The sequence below is a fragment of the Curvibacter sp. GW821-FHT01G03 genome (genome assembly GCF_059422285.1).
On sequence record NZ_JBWKWP010000031.1, the window covers coordinates 14,060 to 29,401 of the forward strand.

Genomic DNA, 15,342 nt, shown 5'->3' on the forward strand with positions numbered 1-15,342 from the left:
GATACCCAGGACGCAGGCCGCCCCTGAGGCTCAGCCCGCCAGTTGAACCCGCATGGCGTCGATGACGGCGCGGTAATCAGGCTTGCCGAAAATGGCGCTGCCTGCCACGAAGGTGTCAGCCCCGGCGGCGGCCACCCGGGCAATGTTGTCGACCTTGATGCCGCCGTCCACTTCGAGGCGGATGTCCTTGCCGCTGGCCTCGATGCGGCGGCGCACGTCTTCGATCTTGCGCAATGCCGAGTCAATGAAGCTCTGGCCACCAAAGCCCGGGTTGACGCTCATGATGAGGATCAGATCCAGGTCTTCGATCACCCAGTCCAGCACGTCCAACGTTTGCGCCGGGTTGAACACCAGCCCGGCCTTCACGCCTTGCGATTTGATGGCCTGGATGCTGCGATGCACATGCCCCGAGGCATCGGGGTGAAAGCTGATGTAGTCGGCACCGGCTTCGGCAAACGCGGCGGCCAGGGCGTCCACGGGTTGCACCATCAAGTGCACGTCGATGGGCACGGCCACGCCTTCGGGCGTGCGCGCATGGGGCTTGAGGGCCTGGCAGATCATGGGCCCGAAGGTCAGATTGGGCACGTAATGGTTGTCCATCACGTCAAAGTGGATCCAGTCGGCGCCGTCGGCGATCACCTGACGGACCTCATCTCCCAGCCGTGCGAAGTCGGCCGACAGGATGGAGGGGGCGATGCGGTAGGGGGTAGGAGCGGAGGTCTTCATGGCGCCAATTGTCGCAGCAGCGCCGGCCCTGGCGCCAACGAGGGCAATGCTCGAAAAAATGCCAAAGACTGCACAAGCGCGTCACGAATGACAGAATGCGGGAACTTCAAAGTCCGACAGCCTTCTTACTGTTTGTCCATCCACCATGCCCAGTTATCGAATTAACGTTCACGTCGAGCCTCAACACCTGCCGGACCAGTCCAATGCGGAGCAGTCCGTGCACGCCTTTGCCTACACCGTGACGGTCACCAACACCGGCGACGTGCCGGCCCAGTTGATCTCGCGCCACTGGCAGATTCATGACGCCACGGGCCACTGCGAAGAAGTCAAAGGCCTGGGGGTGGTGGGCAAGCAACCACTGCTCAAACCGGGTGAGGCCTTCCAGTACACCAGTGGCTGCCGCCTGCGCACCCCCAGCGGAACCATGAACGGCAGTTATTTTTTCGTGGCGGAGGACGGCGAACGCTTTGACGTACCGATCCCGCTGTTTCTGCTGGAGGCCCACTCCAGCGCCCACGCGCCGGCTCGCGTGTTGCACTGAGTTCATTCGGTGCCACGCCTCGGCTTCACCACGTTCACATGAATCAAACACCCCCCGACCTGCCCCAGATCCTCGACGCCCTCAACCCGCACGCATCGTTGGTGCAACGCCACCTGTGGCTGATGAGCCTGCTGCAATGGATACGGGGTCGGGCAGACGATGCGCCAGCCGCGGTAGCACGCCTTCGGCTGATGCTCGATGCGATCCAGCTGCGCCCCACGTGGCAGACCGAGTGGCAACTGTGGTGGGTCAACTTCCTGGGCGCGGTGGATGCCACCTCCTTGCTGGCCGATCATGGTTTTGCCCCGAGACCGGCCTTCATGAGCGAGCTGGGCAACCGCTTGCGCAAGAAGCTGCTGCCACAGACCCCCGAGACCACCGATCTGGGCGAACTGTTCGAGTTGCTGGCCCCCACCACCTTTGATGCCGAGTGGCTGCGCGCCATCGACCCCGAGACCCTGGTGCGCGTGCAGCGCCTGCTGTTTCCCGCCCCCCCGGCCGCCGATGACCCAGAGGGGGCGCCACTGGCCAATGGCACCTTGCTGCTGCTGGATGCTCTGACCTACAGCGTGGGCCAGGTCAGCGCCACGGGCTTTGCCTCCGAGATCCGCCAGCGCATGTCGGACCAGGCACAGAACGAGCGCCCCTTCCATGAACTGCCCGCCCATTTCGAACGCCTGCGCCAAGCCGTGCTGCAGCAAGGGCCACGCAGCGAAGCGGCACTGCAGGCCGCCGATGTGCTGCGCCAGCAGTTGGAGGCCTGCCGGCGCGCGGCCCAGACCGTTTACACCCACCTGGAAGAGCATGGCATCTCAGTGGGCATCGTGTTCCGCCTGCGCCAGTTGCGCGAGCGCGTGCTGCGCATCCGCGATCTGCTGAGTTGCCTGCAAAGCCAAACCCCCTCGGCCGATCTGGCCCAGCTGCTGGCCCGCCTGGTGCAAGTGAACGAAGACGGTCGCAGCATCCGAGCCCTGATTGCCGCCAGTTCGCAGCTCACGGCGGCCAAGGTGGCCGAACGAAGCGCCGAAAGCGGTGAGCACTACATCACCCGCAACGCCACCGAATACCGGGAGATGCTGCGCGCCGCCGCCGGTGGCGGCTCGGTGCTGGCCCTCACCACCTGGGCCAAATTTGCCATCTACGGGCTGGGCCTGTCGGCCTTCTGGAGCGGTTTTGCGGCAGGCCTGAACTACGCCGCCTCGTTCGTGCTGGTGATGCTGATGCACTGGACCGTGGCCACCAAACAACCCGCCGTCACCGCACCGGCCATGGCCGCCAAGCTCAAGGACATGAGCGCACCCGATGCCATCGAGCGCTTCGTCGATGAAGTGGCCCACCTGCTGCGCTCACAGTTTGCCGCCATCGTGGGCAACCTGGGCCTGGTGGTTCCGGGTGTGCTGCTGATCTGTGTCGGTCTGCATGCCGCCGGCCTGGGGCCCATGGTGGACGCCGAACATGCCCACCACACCTTGCACGACCTGAGCCTGTTCGGGCCCACCGCCCTGTTCGCCGCCTTCACGGGGGTGCTGCTGTTTGCCTCCAGCATCATCGCGGGCTGGGTCGAAAACTGGTTCGTGCTGCACCGGCTGGACTCGGCCCTGACCTACAACCCCCGATTCACCCGCTGGCTGGGGCCGTTGCGCGCGCGTCGCTGGGGCCAGTGGTTGCGTCGCAACATCTCTGGTCTGGCCGCCAACATCTCGCTGGGCATGATGCTGGGCTTGATCCCAGCTTTCGCCGCTTTTTTCGGGCTGGGCCTGGAGGTGCGCCACGTCACCCTGTCCACCGGCCAGGTCAGCGCTGCAGCGGCCACCCTGGGGCTGGAGGCCCTGCGCCACGCCGAGTTCTGGTGGGCGATTGCGGGTCTGTGCGCCATCGGGCCCCTGAACCTGGCCGTCAGCTTCTACCTCGCCTTCCGGCTGGCACTGCGTGCCCACAACGTGGGCCAGGTGGAGCGCCAGCGCATCAACCAGGCCATACGCGCCCGTTTGCGCAGCGCGCCGGGCAGCTTTTTCTGGCCGGTGTAACCAAACGTCAAAGGCACAATAGCGTTGGCACAGAAACTGTCACGCTGTGCCCAGCCTCATGTCCGCTCAACCCCATACGCCCACCCGCTCCAACGCCTTGCGACTGCGTGCCGATCAGGTCGATACGCTGGTCACCCACGCGCTGAATGCACCCATGTCTGTGGTGGACAACACGCTGCGTGTCGTCTATGTGAACGCCAGCTTTGCGCGCTGGTTCCAGCGCACGCCCGCCGAAGCCACCGGCCTCATGCTGGCCGACCTGTACGGGGCCGAGGCGCTCGACCAGATTCAAGGTCACATTGACCGGGTGCTGAGCGGCGAAACCGTGCATTACCAGCGCCAGATATCCAACCCGGCGGGCGAGGCCGAATGGCACAACGTCAGCCTGAGTCCCTGGCTGGACGATGAGGGGCAGGTGCTGGGTTTCGTCAGCATCGCGTTGCGCGTGCACGAGCTCAAGATCACGGCCGACGCCCTGCGGGCCGCCAATCAACGCGTGGCGTCCCACATGGAAAACAGCCCCCTGGCCGTGCTGGAGATGGATGCCAGCCTGCGCCTGCTGCATTGCTCCAGCCGCGCCAGCCAGTGGTTTGCCTGGACCCTGGACGAGGTGCGCGGACGCCAACTCCCCAAGGTGCTACCCACCCGCTGGGACAACACCCCTTTGAGCGAGGCCCTGGGCCGGCTGCAAAGCGGCCAGGAACTGCAGAACCGCTCTGAATTGACGTTCCAGCGGGCCGACGGATCTGCCCTGCACACGGTGTGGTTCAACTCGGCCCTGCTCGACCCGCAGGGTCGCGTGGAGTCGGTGATGTCGCAGGTCGAGAACGTGACAGAGCGGGTGATGGCCGCCGAACAACTGTGGCCCGAAGCCCCCCAGGCCTCGATCGCCAGCCTGCTCGATCGCAGCGACCAGATGTCCAAGATCTGCTCGTCGCTCAAGCTCACCCCGGCCGAAGCCCGGGTGGCCATGCTGCTCACCGAAGGCCACCCCCTCAAGCGCATTGCGCAGATGACGCATCTGTCCATCCACACCGTGCGCAGCCAGGTGAAGAGTGCCCTCAACAAGCAGGCCCTGCACCGCCAGGTCGATCTGGTGCGGCGCGTGATGTCGATCCGGTAATTTGAAAACGGGCGCAGACAGTGCACCGTCAAGATGAGGACACGGGCCGCCGGGACCTGGCTTGCGCCAAGCCCCGGGGCCGAGCCTGTGGTTTCCGATGCCAGGAAAGACGCGCCTCTCGAGGCTCCCATCCCTTGCTCATCCCATTCCTGCGGGAAGCGCGTCTTCCTGACCCTGAAACTCTTCTTTCCTCCCTGGCAGCGACCTTGCGGTGTGACAGCTGACAGACGGCTGAACGATTGTTCAACCATGGACGGAATGCTAAAAAAAATCCACACAGTTGACCATCCCGCAAATAGGGTATGAAGCGCACCGGACACGCGTCCAGGGGTCTGGCCAGCCCTTATGCTTGCGGCTTCTTGAGGAATCCGCATGGGTGAATTTGATCTGATTGCCCGTTTTTTCACCCGCGCGCCCCGCGCGGGCGGCCCCGTACGGCTGGGCGTGGGCGATGACTGCGCACTGCTGCAGGCTTCGCCGGGCACGCACTTGGCCATCTCCAGCGACATGCTGGTCGAAGGCCGGCACTTTCTGTCCACAGTCGACCCCGCGCGCCTGGGCCACAAGGCGCTGGCCGTCAACCTGAGCGACCTGGCGGCCTGTGGCGCCACCCCGGTGGCCTTCACCCTGGCCCTGGCCCTGCCGCGCGCCGACGCCCGCTGGCTGGCGCCTTTTGCCCAGGGCCTGCTGGCCCTGGCCGATGCGCACGGCTGCGAGTTGATCGGTGGTGACACCACCCAGGGTCCGTTGAACATCTGCATCACGGTGATGGGTGAGGTGCCAGTGGTCGACGGTCGCAGCCAGGCCCTGCTGCGCAGCGGCGCACGCCCTGGCGACGATCTGTATGTCAGCGGCACGCTGGGCGACGCTCGATTGGCACTCGAGGTGTTCCGAGGCACGCAAAGCCTGCCCGGACCAGCGTTCGAGGCGGCCCGCGCTCGCATGGAAAGCCCCACCCCCCGGGTGGCTCTGGGCCAGTCCCTGCGCGGGATTGCCTCGGCCGCAGCCGACATCAGCGATGGGCTGGTCGGTGACCTGGGCCACATCCTGCGCCGCTCCGGCGTCGGCGCCAGCATGGACGCCGAGCGTGTGCTGAGCCTGCTGGCGGCCCGTTCAGGCCCGCAGCACCTCAATCTGGACGACGACACCGTTCTGGGGCTGGTGCTGGCGGGCGGCGATGATTACGAACTGGTCTTCACCGCCCCCGCCGCAGCCCGCGAAGCGGTGCAGGCGGCCAGCCGCCAAAGCCAGACGCCGGTGACCCGCATCGGGCGCATCGAGAAACAGCCCGGGCTGCGCCTGCTGGATGCCCGTGGCCAGTTGATGGAACGCCGCGACGAGAGCTTCGACCACTTCAAGTGAAGCGCCCTGCCCTGGACATCAGGCCACGCCTTGGGCCTGGGGCGCCGTGGCCTCGCAGCGCCCCCAGTGCTGAGGCGGCACCTCGCGCACGATCACGCCGCTGCCCACCGCCAGCGCCTCGCCGCGGCCCAGTTGGCGCTGCAGCGACCTCAATGCGTGAGCGATGAATTCGGCCTGCTGCCCTTCACTCGCCTGGCCGGCAGGCAGGCAGAGGTGCAACTGGGCGGCAGGCCGGTCCACCGGCTGCCCGGCGACATACCAACGCGCAGCGGGCAGGTCGTCGATCAGCACCACGACCGTCTCCCGCGTCGCACCCAGCCAACGCTCGGCCAGATCGGTCAAGGCCTGGGCCAACAAGGGGTAACGCTCGGGGTTTTGCAAGGGCGCGACCTGAAGGTGCAGGGAAGTCATGGCTTGTCTCTTTCGGCGCTGGCGCGCGGATGCGCGGATGCGGGTGAATTTGAGGTCTGACTTTAGAGAACCCGGGGTGCCAGCGAAACAGCAGCCCGGGCAAACCGGTTTTGCAAACCCTGCAACACGCACGGCGTCTGCCAGCACGGCACGGGCATGCCCAAGCCCCGGCTAACATCGGCGCTGTGAAAGACCTGGACTTTGATGACATGGCCCTGTTCGTGCGCGTGGCAACCCGCGGCACGCTGTCGGCCGTGGCGCGCGAACGCAACGTGCCGGTCAGCCAGGTCTCGCGCTCGCTCAGCCGCATCGAAAAGCAGTGCGGTGTGCGACTGGTGCAGCGCTCCACCCAAGGGCTGTCGCTCACCGCCGAGGGGCAGACCTTCCTGGGTTACTGCCAGCGCATCACCGGCACGCTCGAAGAACTGGAGGCCGAATTTGCCCACCAGACCCGCGAGGTCAGCGGCACCGTGCAGGTGGCGGTGAGCCCGGCGCTGGGCCATTTCATCATCGTGCCCAGCCTGGCCGGCCTGTATGAGCGCCACCCGAGGCTGCAGATCGAGCTGCATTCGGACGACCGCCTGATCGACATGGCGCTGGAGGGCGTGGACCTGACGCTGCGCAGCGGTGCGCCACACACCGAATCGATGATGGCGCGCCAGATCGGCCACCACGGGCGGGCGCTGTACGCCAGCCCGGCCTACCTGGCCCGCTTTGGCGCCCCCAGCCACCCCGATGAACTCCTGAGCCATCGCCTGATCACCAACAGCGCGGCCCAGCACCTGAACCGCTGGCCCTTCATCCTCGATGGCATGGCGATCGAGCGACCGGTGCAGGGCCACTACCGAGCCAACTCCACCGGCATCATGATGACCATGGTGCTCAATGACCTGGGCATCTGCCGCTGCAACACCCTGATTGCGGCCCCGCTGGTGGCGCAGGGCAGGCTGCGGCCCGTGCTGGAAGACTGGGTGGATGTGCAGGATTTCCCCATCTATGCGCTGCTGATGCCCCAGCGCCACCACCTGCCCAAGATCCAGGCCTGCCTGGACTACTGGAGCCAGTGGTTCCAGGCCCTGCTGCCGCCCAAGCCCTGAGAATGGCACCAACGTCACTGGCCCCCATGCCCCTTCGCTGCATTGCCCCATGAACCCATCTCACCCCAACGAACCGACCTGGCCAGAGCCCGGCCCCTCCCCCACCACCCGCCCCGCAGTGCGCCCCACGGCGCGCTTCATGGGGTCGCACCCGGCCCACATCATCGCGCTGGGCCTGGGCTCTGGCCTGAGCCCGGTGGCCCCCGGCACGGTGGGCACGCTGTGGGCCTGGGCGGCCTACCTGCTGCTGCAGCTCTGGCTCACGCCGGGGCAGATCGGCGCCCTGATCGCCGTGTCCATCGCCGTGGGCTGGTGGGCCTGCACCGTCACGGCGCGCCACCTCAACACCCTGGACCCGGGCAACATCGTGTGGGACGAGGTGGTGGCCTTCTGGCTGATCCTTTGGTTGGTCATGCCGGCGAGCCTGGGTGGGCAACTGGTGGCCTTTGCCCTGTTTCGCTTCTTTGATGCGGCCAAGCCCGGCCCTGTCGGCTGGGCTGACAACTTGTGGCACGGCTTTGGCCCCAAAGGGGGCTTTGGCATCCTGTTTGATGACCTGGTGGCAGCGTTCTGCACCTTGCTGGTCATCGCCCTCTGGAGGTTTTTCGCATGACACAGCCGATCACTTTCGACCACAGGGTTGCGACCACCGCACTGGCCCAAGCCTTGCGCCAGCAAGGCCTGAAGCTGGCCACCGCAGAAAGCTGTACCGGTGGCCTGATCGCGGCGGCCTGCACCGAGCTGGCGGGATCCAGCGACTGGTTCGAGCGCGGGATGGTGAGCTACTCGAACGAGGCCAAGATCGAGCTGCTGGGCGTCCCGGCCGAGCTGATCGCCCAGCACGGGGCCGTCAGCGAGCCCGTGGCCCGTGCCATGGCCGAAGGGGCCCTGCGTCATGCCCAGACCCAGGCCCGAGCCCAGGTGTCGGTGGCCGTGACCGGCGTGGCAGGCCCCAGTGGCGGCAGCGCGGCCAAGCCGGTGGGCACGGTGTGGTTCGGCTTTTCAGTGGGCGGCCAGACCCACAGCGAAGTACAGCGCTTTGACGGCGATCGAGCGGCGGTGCGCCTGTCGACCGTCGCCCACGCCCTGCAACGACTGCTGGACCTGCTGGGCAGCAACAAGGGCTGAGGCGCCGGCAGCCCTCCGGCCTCAGGCCGCCAGGACTTCGGGCCCCGAGGCCAGGGGCAGGCGCATCGCCTGCAGCGATTGGCGCACGGCCAGCTCAAAGGGCGTGCGGGGTTCCGCCCCCAGCCTTTGCACCAGGCGGGTGTTGTCCAGTCGGTGCGGGGTGCTGAACAGGTAGCCGGTCTGGGCGATCGTGGCCAGGGTGGGCGAGACCAGGCCGAACAGGCGGAAGAACCACACCGGCACGCGGCGCACTGTCAGCGCCTGCCCAGGCTGCAGCCAGCCCTGCTCCAGCGCCACCTGGCCAAGCACCGCCAGCCACTGGCGAGCCGTGACCTGGTGCCCGGCAAAGTGAAAGGTCTCGAAGGCCGCCAGATCGCTTCGTTCGGCCAACATCACCAGTGTCCGCGCCAGATCGGGCAGGTAGGCCCATGGCGTGCCCACATCGAGGTCACCCATCCAGGACGCCTTGCCCCGCGGCAGTTGCGGGGCCACCATCTTGTCCAGAAAGGTGCCTTCGCTGGCGCCGAAAAAGTTGCCGGCCCGCAGCACCACGGCCCTCATGGCGCCACCGCAACCCTCGACCGCATCGGCCATCTGCTGCTCCAGTGCCACGCGGATTCGCCCCAGTTCATGCCGGGCATGCTGCGGCGTGCTCTCTTGCAGCACCCCAGGCATGTCTTCGCCATAGTTGTAGACATTGCCAGGCAGCATGAGCGTGGCGCGCAAGGCCGTCGCCAACGCCAGCGCCGCAGCCATCAGGCCCGGCGCCTGCTCGCGCCAGGCGGCCACGGTGTAGGCCGGGTTCAGGGCATGGACCACCACCCGGGCACCACGGGCTGCAGCGACCAGGCCTGCGGTGTCTTGCAGATCGTGGGCCAGCCATTCAACCCCCGGCACGGCAGGCGCCGTGGCGCCGGGCCGGATCTGAGCGCGGACACGCCAACCGGCCTGGGCAAAGGCGCGGGCAGCGGCCAGACCCAGACGCCCACGGGCGCCCAGGATGAGAACGGTGGATGTGCAGGTCATGTGAGTGCTCCAGAATCGATGAGGGAATGGAGCGATTGTTGAAAACCATGGAAGATCACACAATTGCCTATCGTTTCATAACAGCAATTCAATTTTGAATACCTCATTCGACTGGAGCCTGGTGCGATCCTTTCTCGCGGCCCTGGAGCACGGCAGTCTGCTGGGTGCCGCACGGGCCTTGCAGGCCAGCCAGCCGACACTGGGGCGGCACATTGCCGAGCTGGAGGCGCAGTTGGGGGTGCTGTTGTTCGAGCGCACCGGGCGCGGCCTGCGCCCGACCGAAGCGGCCTTGGAGCTGGCAGAGTCCGCGAGGTTGATGGAGACCGGGGCCCACCAGCTGGCACGGGCCGCCTCACGCACTGACGAGTTGATCTCGGGGACCGTTCGGATCACTGCCAGCCAGCCGGTGGCCTGCTACCTGTTGCCGCCGGTGTTGGCCCGCCTGCGCTTGCAACACCCCGGGATCCAGGTGGAACTGGTGTCCAGCAACGAGGTGTCCAACCTGTTGCGGCGCGAAGCCGACATCGCACTGCGCATGGTGCGCCCCGACCAGGGCAGCCTGGTGGCCCAGTTGATTGGAGAGGTAACGCTGTGTGCCTGCGCCAGCAACAGCTACCTGCAACGGCGTGGCACGCCGGTCGACCCCATCGACTTGCTCGGCCACGAATTGATCGGCAGCGACCGGCACGACCTGCTGCTCAAGGGCTTTGCGGCCATGGGCCACCCGGTGACGCCCGCCCATTTTGCGTTCCGCACCGACGACCTGATTGCCACCTGGGAGGCCGTGCGCGCGGGGCTGGGCATCGGCTTCACGGCGCAGTACCTGCTGCGCCAGGACGAGCGGGTTCGGCGGGTGCTACCGCAATTACCGATTCCGGCACTGCCCATGTGGCTGGCCGTTCACCAAGAGATTCGTACCAGCCGTCGCATCCGGACGGTGTACGATTTCCTGGCCGCCGAAATGCCTGGGCAGCTCTGAAGCCGCCTGCGCCGGGGTCCACCCACAGGAAAACGCACCATGACCCACCGCAACGCCGAGACGCTGCAGCGCTTCTACACGGCTTTCAGCCAGCTTGATCACGCCAGCATGGCGCAGTGCTACGCACCCGATGCGCGCTTTGACGACGAGGCGTTTTCCTTGCAAGGCCAGGCCCAGATTGCAGGCATGTGGCGCATGCTGTGCAGCGCCGCCCAAAAAAGCCCACCCGGGGCATGGCGAGTCGAATTCAGCAACATCCAGGCGGATGACCGAGGCGGCCAGGCCCATTGGGAGGCGCACTACGTGTTCAGCGCCACCGGCCGCCCGGTGCACAACATCATCGACGCGCGATTCACCTTCACGCCGGAGGGCTTGATCGCCGGCCACCGCGATCGCTTCGGGTTCTGGCGCTGGGCGCGCCAAGCCCTGGGACTGCCCGGCCTGCTGCTGGGATGGTCGCCCTCGCTGAAACGCAAGGTGCGCAGCACGGCGGCAGCCAACCTGAAGAAGTTCCTGGGCTGAAACTGGGCCGGGTGCGGCAAGCCAGCACTCTGAAGCGGCCCCGACAGCGGGGGCGCTTCAGGGCGCCCTCAGGCCCCGTGGCACTTCTTGAACTTCTTGCCGCTGCCACAGGGGCAGGGGTCGTTGCGGCCCGGGCCGGCTTCCTTGCGGATGGTTTCCACCCGCGGACCGAAGCTCTTCCAGAGTTGGCGCAGGTCATACACCGCCCAGATGGCATCCCCGAAGGCATCGAGACGGGCCTGGCTCAGGCTGGGCGGGCCATCTTCGGCAAACATCGACAGCTCGGGCTTGCCGGTGTCGTCTTCGGTCAGGGCCACGATGCGGTTGAGGGCATCGTCCAGCCAATCGGCGGCCTCCTTGTCGCGGGGAGCGGCCCATTCCTCGGGCCAGTTTTCCACGGCGAACATGAAGCCCAGTGCCCAGATCTGGCCGAAGGAAGGCACTTCCTGGTCACCCAGTTCGGCCAGTTCTTCTTCCGACAAGGTGGCCATGGCGCCGCGCATGTCCATCACCTCGGGCTCATAGCAACGCTCGTCGCCCAGGCTGTCCACCTTGGTGTCCAGAGCCGTCTGCACTTCGTGCCAGCGCGCCTGCCACAAACTGATGAAACGGGCCTGCTGAGCCGCATCGGCAAAAGCCGACAGGGCCGGAATACCGTCGGCATCGGTGTCTTCGGCGGTGATGCCATCGCCCAGCAGCATGGGCAGGTACTCGGCCGGTGGCAGGGGGCGGCGATTGCAGATCACCGCGGCCATGAAGCCTTCGCAGAACTCCCACTGGGGAATCTCGTCCTCGCGGCTGCGCAGGTCGTCCAGGATGGCGTCGAGTTCATCAAAGGCCTCGGGGGGCAGGCGCTCGCCGGCGACGGGGTAGACAGGCACGGGCGAGGCGGCGACTTCGATGGCGGTATCGGCTTGGGGATCAGAAGACATGTCGGGGGGCGTCAAAACGCGTCAGGATGAACGGAGCAGGCAAGACCCTGACCACCGGCCGTGGATCGTATGATCGGTCGGCCACAGGTCATGGGCGAAGCGCTGCGGTGGTACAGCAGTTTACCGGCCTCGCCCTTCGGACACGCGTCAACCCCTTCCTGGAGCCCCCATGCTGAAGCAGCTCAACGCCATCTATCCCGTGCGCTACACCGCCTTCGCCCTCTGTGCAGGGGCCCTGGCCCTGAGCCTGTGGGCGGGGCAGCAGCAGGCCCTGGCACCGGAGTGGGCGGTGCTGTCAGGCGCCTTGGTCGCCCTGGGGGTGTATGACCTGCTGCAGAAGCGCCACTCGGTGCTGCGCAATTACCCCGTGATCGGCCACCTGCGCTTTGTGCTGGAGTACATCCGGCCCGAGATTCGCCAATATTTCATCGAGAGTGACAACGAGGCCAGCCCCTTCTCCCGCGCCCAACGCACCCTGGTGTACCAGCGCGCCAAGGGCGATCCCGACAACCGGCCGTTCGGCACCCTGCTCGACGTGGGCCAGCGCGGCTACGAGTGGATCAACCACTCGGTGGCTCCCACCCAGCTGCCCAGCCACGACTTTCGCGTCACCATCGGGGCCGACACGGCCCAGCCCTACAGCGCCAGTGTCTTCAACATCTCGGCCATGAGTTTTGGGGCCCTGTCCGCCCACGCGATCCGGGCGCTCAACCTCGGGGCCCAGCAGGGTGGTTTTGCCCACGACACGGGCGAAGGCTCCATTTCACAACACCACCGCGTCCATGGCGGGGACCTGATCTGGGAGATCGGCTCGGGCTACTTCGGGTGCCGCCATCCTGATGGCAGCTTCGATGCCGAACGCTTTGCCGAGAACGCGCGCAGCCCTCAGGTGCGCATGATTGAACTGAAGATGAGCCAAGGCGCCAAGCCGGGCCATGGCGGCGTGTTGCCCGGCCCGAAGGTCACGGCAGAGATCGCCGAGGCTCGGGGCGTGCCACAGGGCGAGGCCTGCATCTCACCGTCGGCCCACACGGCGTTCTCGACGCCTGTCGAGATGATGCATTTCATCGCCCGCCTGCGTGAGCTCAGCGGCGGCAAGCCCACGGGGTTCAAGCTGTGCATCGGGCATCCCTGGGAATGGTTTGCCATGGTGAAGGCCATGCTGGAGACCGGCATCACCCCCGACTTCATCGTGGTGGACGGGGCCGAAGGTGGCACGGGCGCAGCCCCGGTGGAATTCAGCGACCACGTCGGTACCCCCTTGCAGGAAGGCCTTCTGCTGGTGCACAACACGCTCAAGGGCGTGAAGCTGCGCGATCGCATCCGCCTGGGCTGCGCGGGCAAGGTGGTCACGGCGTTCGACGTGGCCCGCATGATGGCGCTGGGGGCCGACTGGTGCAACTCGGCACGGGGCTTCATGATGGCGCTGGGCTGCATCCAGGCCCAAACCTGCCATTCGGGCCAATGCCCCACCGGTGTGGCCACCCAGGACCCGCTGCGCCAGCAGGCCTTGGTGGTGCCCGACAAGGCCACCCGGGTGAAGAACCTGCACCACAGCACCTTGCACGCCCTGAAAGAGTTGATCCAGGCCGCAGGCCTGCACCATCCGAACGACATCACCGCACACCACATCGTTCGCCGCGTGTCGGACACCGAGGTGCGCCTGCTGAGCCAGTTGGTGATGCAGGTGCCCACCGGGGCCTTGCTGGGCCCACTCGATGGCCTGCCGAACCTGTTCCGCGAGTACTGGCCCCTGGCGACGGCCAACAGTTTTTCATCGCCCTCACAGAAGGCCTGAGCGCCAGCGCCCTGCACCGCCCCCGAGGGCACCGGCCAGACGCTCACGCTGGCCGGTGCACGGGGTGTCAGGCGTAACGCGGGGTCCGATCGGCGGCGCACTCGGCCAGCAGGCTCAGCAAGGCCTCCACCGGCGGGTTGCGCCGCCAGACCTGGTGGCTGTGCAGGCGAACAAAGACGCCGCGCCAGGCACTCAGGTGTTGCAACTCAACGCCGCGGTACTGCAGCCGCACCCAGTTGCCCTGCTCCAGTTGCCCGATGTACTCGGAGAACAAGGTTCGGGACACCCCGCACAAGCGCGCAATCATCTGCTGTGACAAGGGCAGCATGAGGCTGTCCTCCTGGGGTGGAGAGGGCGATACCGAGGTCTCGGCCGCCAAGCACAGGCCCTCGGCGCACAGGGCCAGGCCACCGATCACCCGCAGCGCCGAATTGCTGCATTTGTTGACGATCAGCTGGTTGTTCTGCTGACGGATCTGGGAGGACAACTCGCCCAGCAGATGCTGCGCAAAGCCGGCATCGCTGCGCACCAGGGCCAGATAGGCCGAGGCCGGCAGGGTCAGAAGCTCCACATCGGTGACGGCCAGGTAGTCGACCTGCGCCTTGCCGTCACCCAGCAGATCGTGCTTGGCGAAACAGCTGTTGCGGCTGTGCAGGGTCAGCGGGTAGCTCAAGCCCTGGTCCATGGTGACCTGCTCGGCCACCATGCCTTCAATGATGTGGTGCCAATGGGTGATGGGCGCCCCGGTGCGCCAGATCAGGTCGCCCGCCTTGCGGGAAATGACACGGCTTTGCTTGCCTGCCTCGAATGCGGCAGAGGCGCTCACCCCCATGCTCGAATAGACCTGAAGCGTGAAATCACGCATGCGTTGGGTCACGTCAAACATGGCGTTGATGGGGCGGCAAACCGCCCGTCGGCAACTCAGACGAAGAGACCCCGGAGGGCTGGGCACTGCCTGCCGCAAGACAGGGTGAGGTGTTGTGATTCATTCGCAGCCTTCAGCAACTCGGTGACCGCGCGATGCACTGCGCATCGGGACGGAGTCGGTGCGTCAGCGGGCGGTTCGCTACCGTGCAGGGGAGGCCCACAACACACCAGAAACCTGATCATGAGAAAGGCCTGGGCAACGACCTTGAATGAATGTTCAACCTTGCACAGTGAACACGTAAGAACTGTGATGGCGTGCTGCAAAACGCCGCTCACGGCGCGTCTGTTCAGGCTCCGGCGACGCTGGCCTCAGCCCAGGCGGTGCTGACGATCACATCGGCAGTCGCCAGCCGGCGCCGCATGCAGAGCACGGCCTGGTCTTTGCTCAACAAGGTGCAGTGGCTCAGGGCCACCGCCAGGTCGATGAACTTTTGATCATCGGCGTCCTTGCAGGTCCAGGGCGCCTTGGCGGGTACCGCGCTCACCTGCGCATGGCGATCAAACGCAGCCAGCACCTGCTCGGCCGTGCGGGTGTAGAAATCCAGGCGGCGCACGATCTGGGGGTAGGCCAACACGCGGGCCAGTTCGTCGCGCATGGCGGCTGTGGCATGCCAGTGCAAGGTGCCGGCTTCCAGGCCGGCACGCACCGAGGTGGTGGCCGGATCGGCAAACACGAACAGGTCCAGCACGATGTTGGTGTCCAGCACCACCCGGCCTGCCGCCGGCGTGCAAGGGTCATCCAC

General features: G+C 66.4%; 16 protein-coding genes. 10 read left to right on the forward strand and 6 right to left on the reverse strand.

The window, feature by feature from the left end; all coding sequences use genetic code 11:
• Positions 1–30: 30 nt before the first annotated feature.
• Positions 31–726, reverse strand: a complete 696-nt coding sequence (gene rpe, locus AC07VS_RS27605; RefSeq protein WP_492350428.1) for a ribulose-phosphate 3-epimerase — start codon at positions 724–726, stop codon at positions 31–33.
• A gap of 145 nt (positions 727–871) precedes the next feature.
• Here rpe and apaG point away from each other — a divergent pair, with 145 nt between their 5' ends.
• The 4 genes from apaG (at position 872) to thiL (ending at position 5,779) form a co-directional block, all read left to right on the forward strand.
• Positions 872–1,267: a Co2+/Mg2+ efflux facilitator ApaG/CorD gene (apaG, locus tag AC07VS_RS27610; protein WP_492350427.1), complete on the forward strand. Its 396-nt coding sequence runs from the start codon at positions 872–874 to the stop codon at positions 1,265–1,267.
• Positions 1,268–1,305: 38 nt separating this feature from the next.
• On the forward strand, positions 1,306–3,294 hold the full coding sequence (gene tlpB / locus AC07VS_RS27615; RefSeq protein ID WP_494752561.1) for a transporter-like protein TlpB: 1,989 nt from the start codon (positions 1,306–1,308) through the stop codon (positions 3,292–3,294).
• Between the two features lie 58 nt (positions 3,295–3,352).
• Positions 3,353–4,417 (forward strand): PAS domain-containing protein, encoded by a 1,065-nt coding sequence (locus tag AC07VS_RS27620; RefSeq protein ID WP_494658900.1) that lies wholly within the window; start codon positions 3,353–3,355, stop codon positions 4,415–4,417.
• A 372-nt stretch (positions 4,418–4,789) separates the two neighbouring features.
• On the forward strand, positions 4,790–5,779 hold the full coding sequence (thiL, locus tag AC07VS_RS27625) for a thiamine-phosphate kinase (RefSeq protein ID WP_492350424.1): 990 nt from the start codon (positions 4,790–4,792) through the stop codon (positions 5,777–5,779).
• Between the two features lie 18 nt (positions 5,780–5,797).
• Here thiL and AC07VS_RS27630 read toward each other — a convergent pair whose 3' ends face one another.
• Positions 5,798–6,190 (reverse strand): tautomerase family protein, encoded by a 393-nt coding sequence (locus AC07VS_RS27630; RefSeq protein ID WP_492350423.1) that lies wholly within the window; start codon positions 6,188–6,190, stop codon positions 5,798–5,800.
• A 209-nt stretch (positions 6,191–6,399) separates the two neighbouring features.
• Here AC07VS_RS27630 and AC07VS_RS27635 point away from each other — a divergent pair, with 209 nt between their 5' ends.
• The 3 genes from AC07VS_RS27635 (at position 6,400) to AC07VS_RS27645 (ending at position 8,415) form a co-directional block, all read left to right on the forward strand.
• Complete coding sequence (locus AC07VS_RS27635) at positions 6,400–7,287, forward strand: LysR family transcriptional regulator (RefSeq protein WP_492350422.1); 888 nt, start codon at positions 6,400–6,402, stop codon at positions 7,285–7,287.
• 139 nt (positions 7,288–7,426) lie between these two features.
• A complete protein-coding gene (locus AC07VS_RS27640) occupies positions 7,427–7,900 on the forward strand; it encodes a phosphatidylglycerophosphatase A family protein (RefSeq protein ID WP_494752573.1) in 474 nt (157 codons plus the stop codon).
• Positions 7,897–8,415 (forward strand): CinA family protein, encoded by a 519-nt coding sequence (locus AC07VS_RS27645; protein ID WP_494752562.1) that lies wholly within the window; start codon positions 7,897–7,899, stop codon positions 8,413–8,415. The genes AC07VS_RS27640 and AC07VS_RS27645 overlap by 4 nt, the downstream gene beginning before the upstream one ends.
• A 21-nt stretch (positions 8,416–8,436) precedes the next feature.
• Here AC07VS_RS27645 and AC07VS_RS27650 read toward each other — a convergent pair whose 3' ends face one another.
• A complete protein-coding gene (locus AC07VS_RS27650; protein WP_494752563.1) occupies positions 8,437–9,441 on the reverse strand; it encodes an NAD-dependent epimerase/dehydratase family protein in 1,005 nt (334 codons plus the stop codon).
• Between the two features lie 94 nt (positions 9,442–9,535).
• Between AC07VS_RS27650 and AC07VS_RS27655 the strand changes: the two genes are divergently transcribed.
• Positions 9,536–10,420 carry a LysR family transcriptional regulator gene (locus tag AC07VS_RS27655; protein WP_494752564.1) on the forward strand — a complete coding sequence of 295 codons (885 nt, stop codon included), beginning with the start codon at positions 9,536–9,538 and terminating at the stop codon, positions 10,418–10,420.
• 39 nt (positions 10,421–10,459) lie between these two features.
• Entirely contained in the window at positions 10,460–10,942 is a 483-nt protein-coding gene (locus AC07VS_RS27660) for a nuclear transport factor 2 family protein (RefSeq protein ID WP_494752565.1), read from the forward strand.
• 68 nt (positions 10,943–11,010) lie between these two features.
• Here AC07VS_RS27660 and AC07VS_RS27665 read toward each other — a convergent pair whose 3' ends face one another.
• Positions 11,011–11,874: a UPF0149 family protein gene (locus tag AC07VS_RS27665; RefSeq protein WP_492350417.1), complete on the reverse strand. Its 864-nt coding sequence runs from the start codon at positions 11,872–11,874 to the stop codon at positions 11,011–11,013.
• Between the two features lie 169 nt (positions 11,875–12,043).
• Here AC07VS_RS27665 and AC07VS_RS27670 point away from each other — a divergent pair, with 169 nt between their 5' ends.
• On the forward strand, positions 12,044–13,672 hold the full coding sequence (locus AC07VS_RS27670) for an FMN-binding glutamate synthase family protein (protein WP_494752566.1): 1,629 nt from the start codon (positions 12,044–12,046) through the stop codon (positions 13,670–13,672).
• Between the two features lie 67 nt (positions 13,673–13,739).
• Here the strand turns inward: AC07VS_RS27670 and AC07VS_RS27675 are convergent, their stop codons facing one another.
• Positions 13,740–14,558, reverse strand: coding sequence for a Crp/Fnr family transcriptional regulator (locus AC07VS_RS27675; RefSeq protein ID WP_492350415.1), 819 nt, complete (start codon positions 14,556–14,558; stop codon positions 13,740–13,742).
• 328 nt (positions 14,559–14,886) lie between these two features.
• Positions 14,887–15,342, reverse strand: coding sequence for a putative toxin-antitoxin system toxin component, PIN family (locus AC07VS_RS27680; protein ID WP_494752567.1), 456 nt, complete (start codon positions 15,340–15,342; stop codon positions 14,887–14,889).

What these genes read in the sequence shown, in the direction of transcription:
- rpe (WP_492350428.1), bottom strand. Translation starts at nt 726, where the DNA reads ATGAAGACCTCCGCTCCTACCCCCTACCGCATCGCCCCCTCCATCCTG.
- apaG (WP_492350427.1), top strand. Translation starts at nt 872, where the DNA reads ATGCCCAGTTATCGAATTAACGTTCACGTCGAGCCTCAACACCTGCCG.
- tlpB (WP_494752561.1), top strand. Translation starts at nt 1,306, where the DNA reads ATGAATCAAACACCCCCCGACCTGCCCCAGATCCTCGACGCCCTCAAC.
- AC07VS_RS27620 (WP_494658900.1), top strand. Translation starts at nt 3,353, where the DNA reads ATGTCCGCTCAACCCCATACGCCCACCCGCTCCAACGCCTTGCGACTG.
- thiL (WP_492350424.1), top strand. Translation starts at nt 4,790, where the DNA reads ATGGGTGAATTTGATCTGATTGCCCGTTTTTTCACCCGCGCGCCCCGC.
- AC07VS_RS27630 (WP_492350423.1), bottom strand. Translation starts at nt 6,190, where the DNA reads ATGACTTCCCTGCACCTTCAGGTCGCGCCCTTGCAAAACCCCGAGCGT.
- AC07VS_RS27635 (WP_492350422.1), top strand. Translation starts at nt 6,400, where the DNA reads ATGGCCCTGTTCGTGCGCGTGGCAACCCGCGGCACGCTGTCGGCCGTG.
- AC07VS_RS27640 (WP_494752573.1), top strand. Translation starts at nt 7,427, where the DNA reads ATGGGGTCGCACCCGGCCCACATCATCGCGCTGGGCCTGGGCTCTGGC.
- AC07VS_RS27645 (WP_494752562.1), top strand. Translation starts at nt 7,897, where the DNA reads ATGACACAGCCGATCACTTTCGACCACAGGGTTGCGACCACCGCACTG.
- AC07VS_RS27650 (WP_494752563.1), bottom strand. Translation starts at nt 9,441, where the DNA reads ATGACCTGCACATCCACCGTTCTCATCCTGGGCGCCCGTGGGCGTCTG.
- AC07VS_RS27660 (WP_494752565.1), top strand. Translation starts at nt 10,460, where the DNA reads ATGACCCACCGCAACGCCGAGACGCTGCAGCGCTTCTACACGGCTTTC.
- AC07VS_RS27665 (WP_492350417.1), bottom strand. Translation starts at nt 11,874, where the DNA reads ATGTCTTCTGATCCCCAAGCCGATACCGCCATCGAAGTCGCCGCCTCG.
- AC07VS_RS27670 (WP_494752566.1), top strand. Translation starts at nt 12,044, where the DNA reads ATGCTGAAGCAGCTCAACGCCATCTATCCCGTGCGCTACACCGCCTTC.
- AC07VS_RS27675 (WP_492350415.1), bottom strand. Translation starts at nt 14,558, where the DNA reads ATGTTTGACGTGACCCAACGCATGCGTGATTTCACGCTTCAGGTCTAT.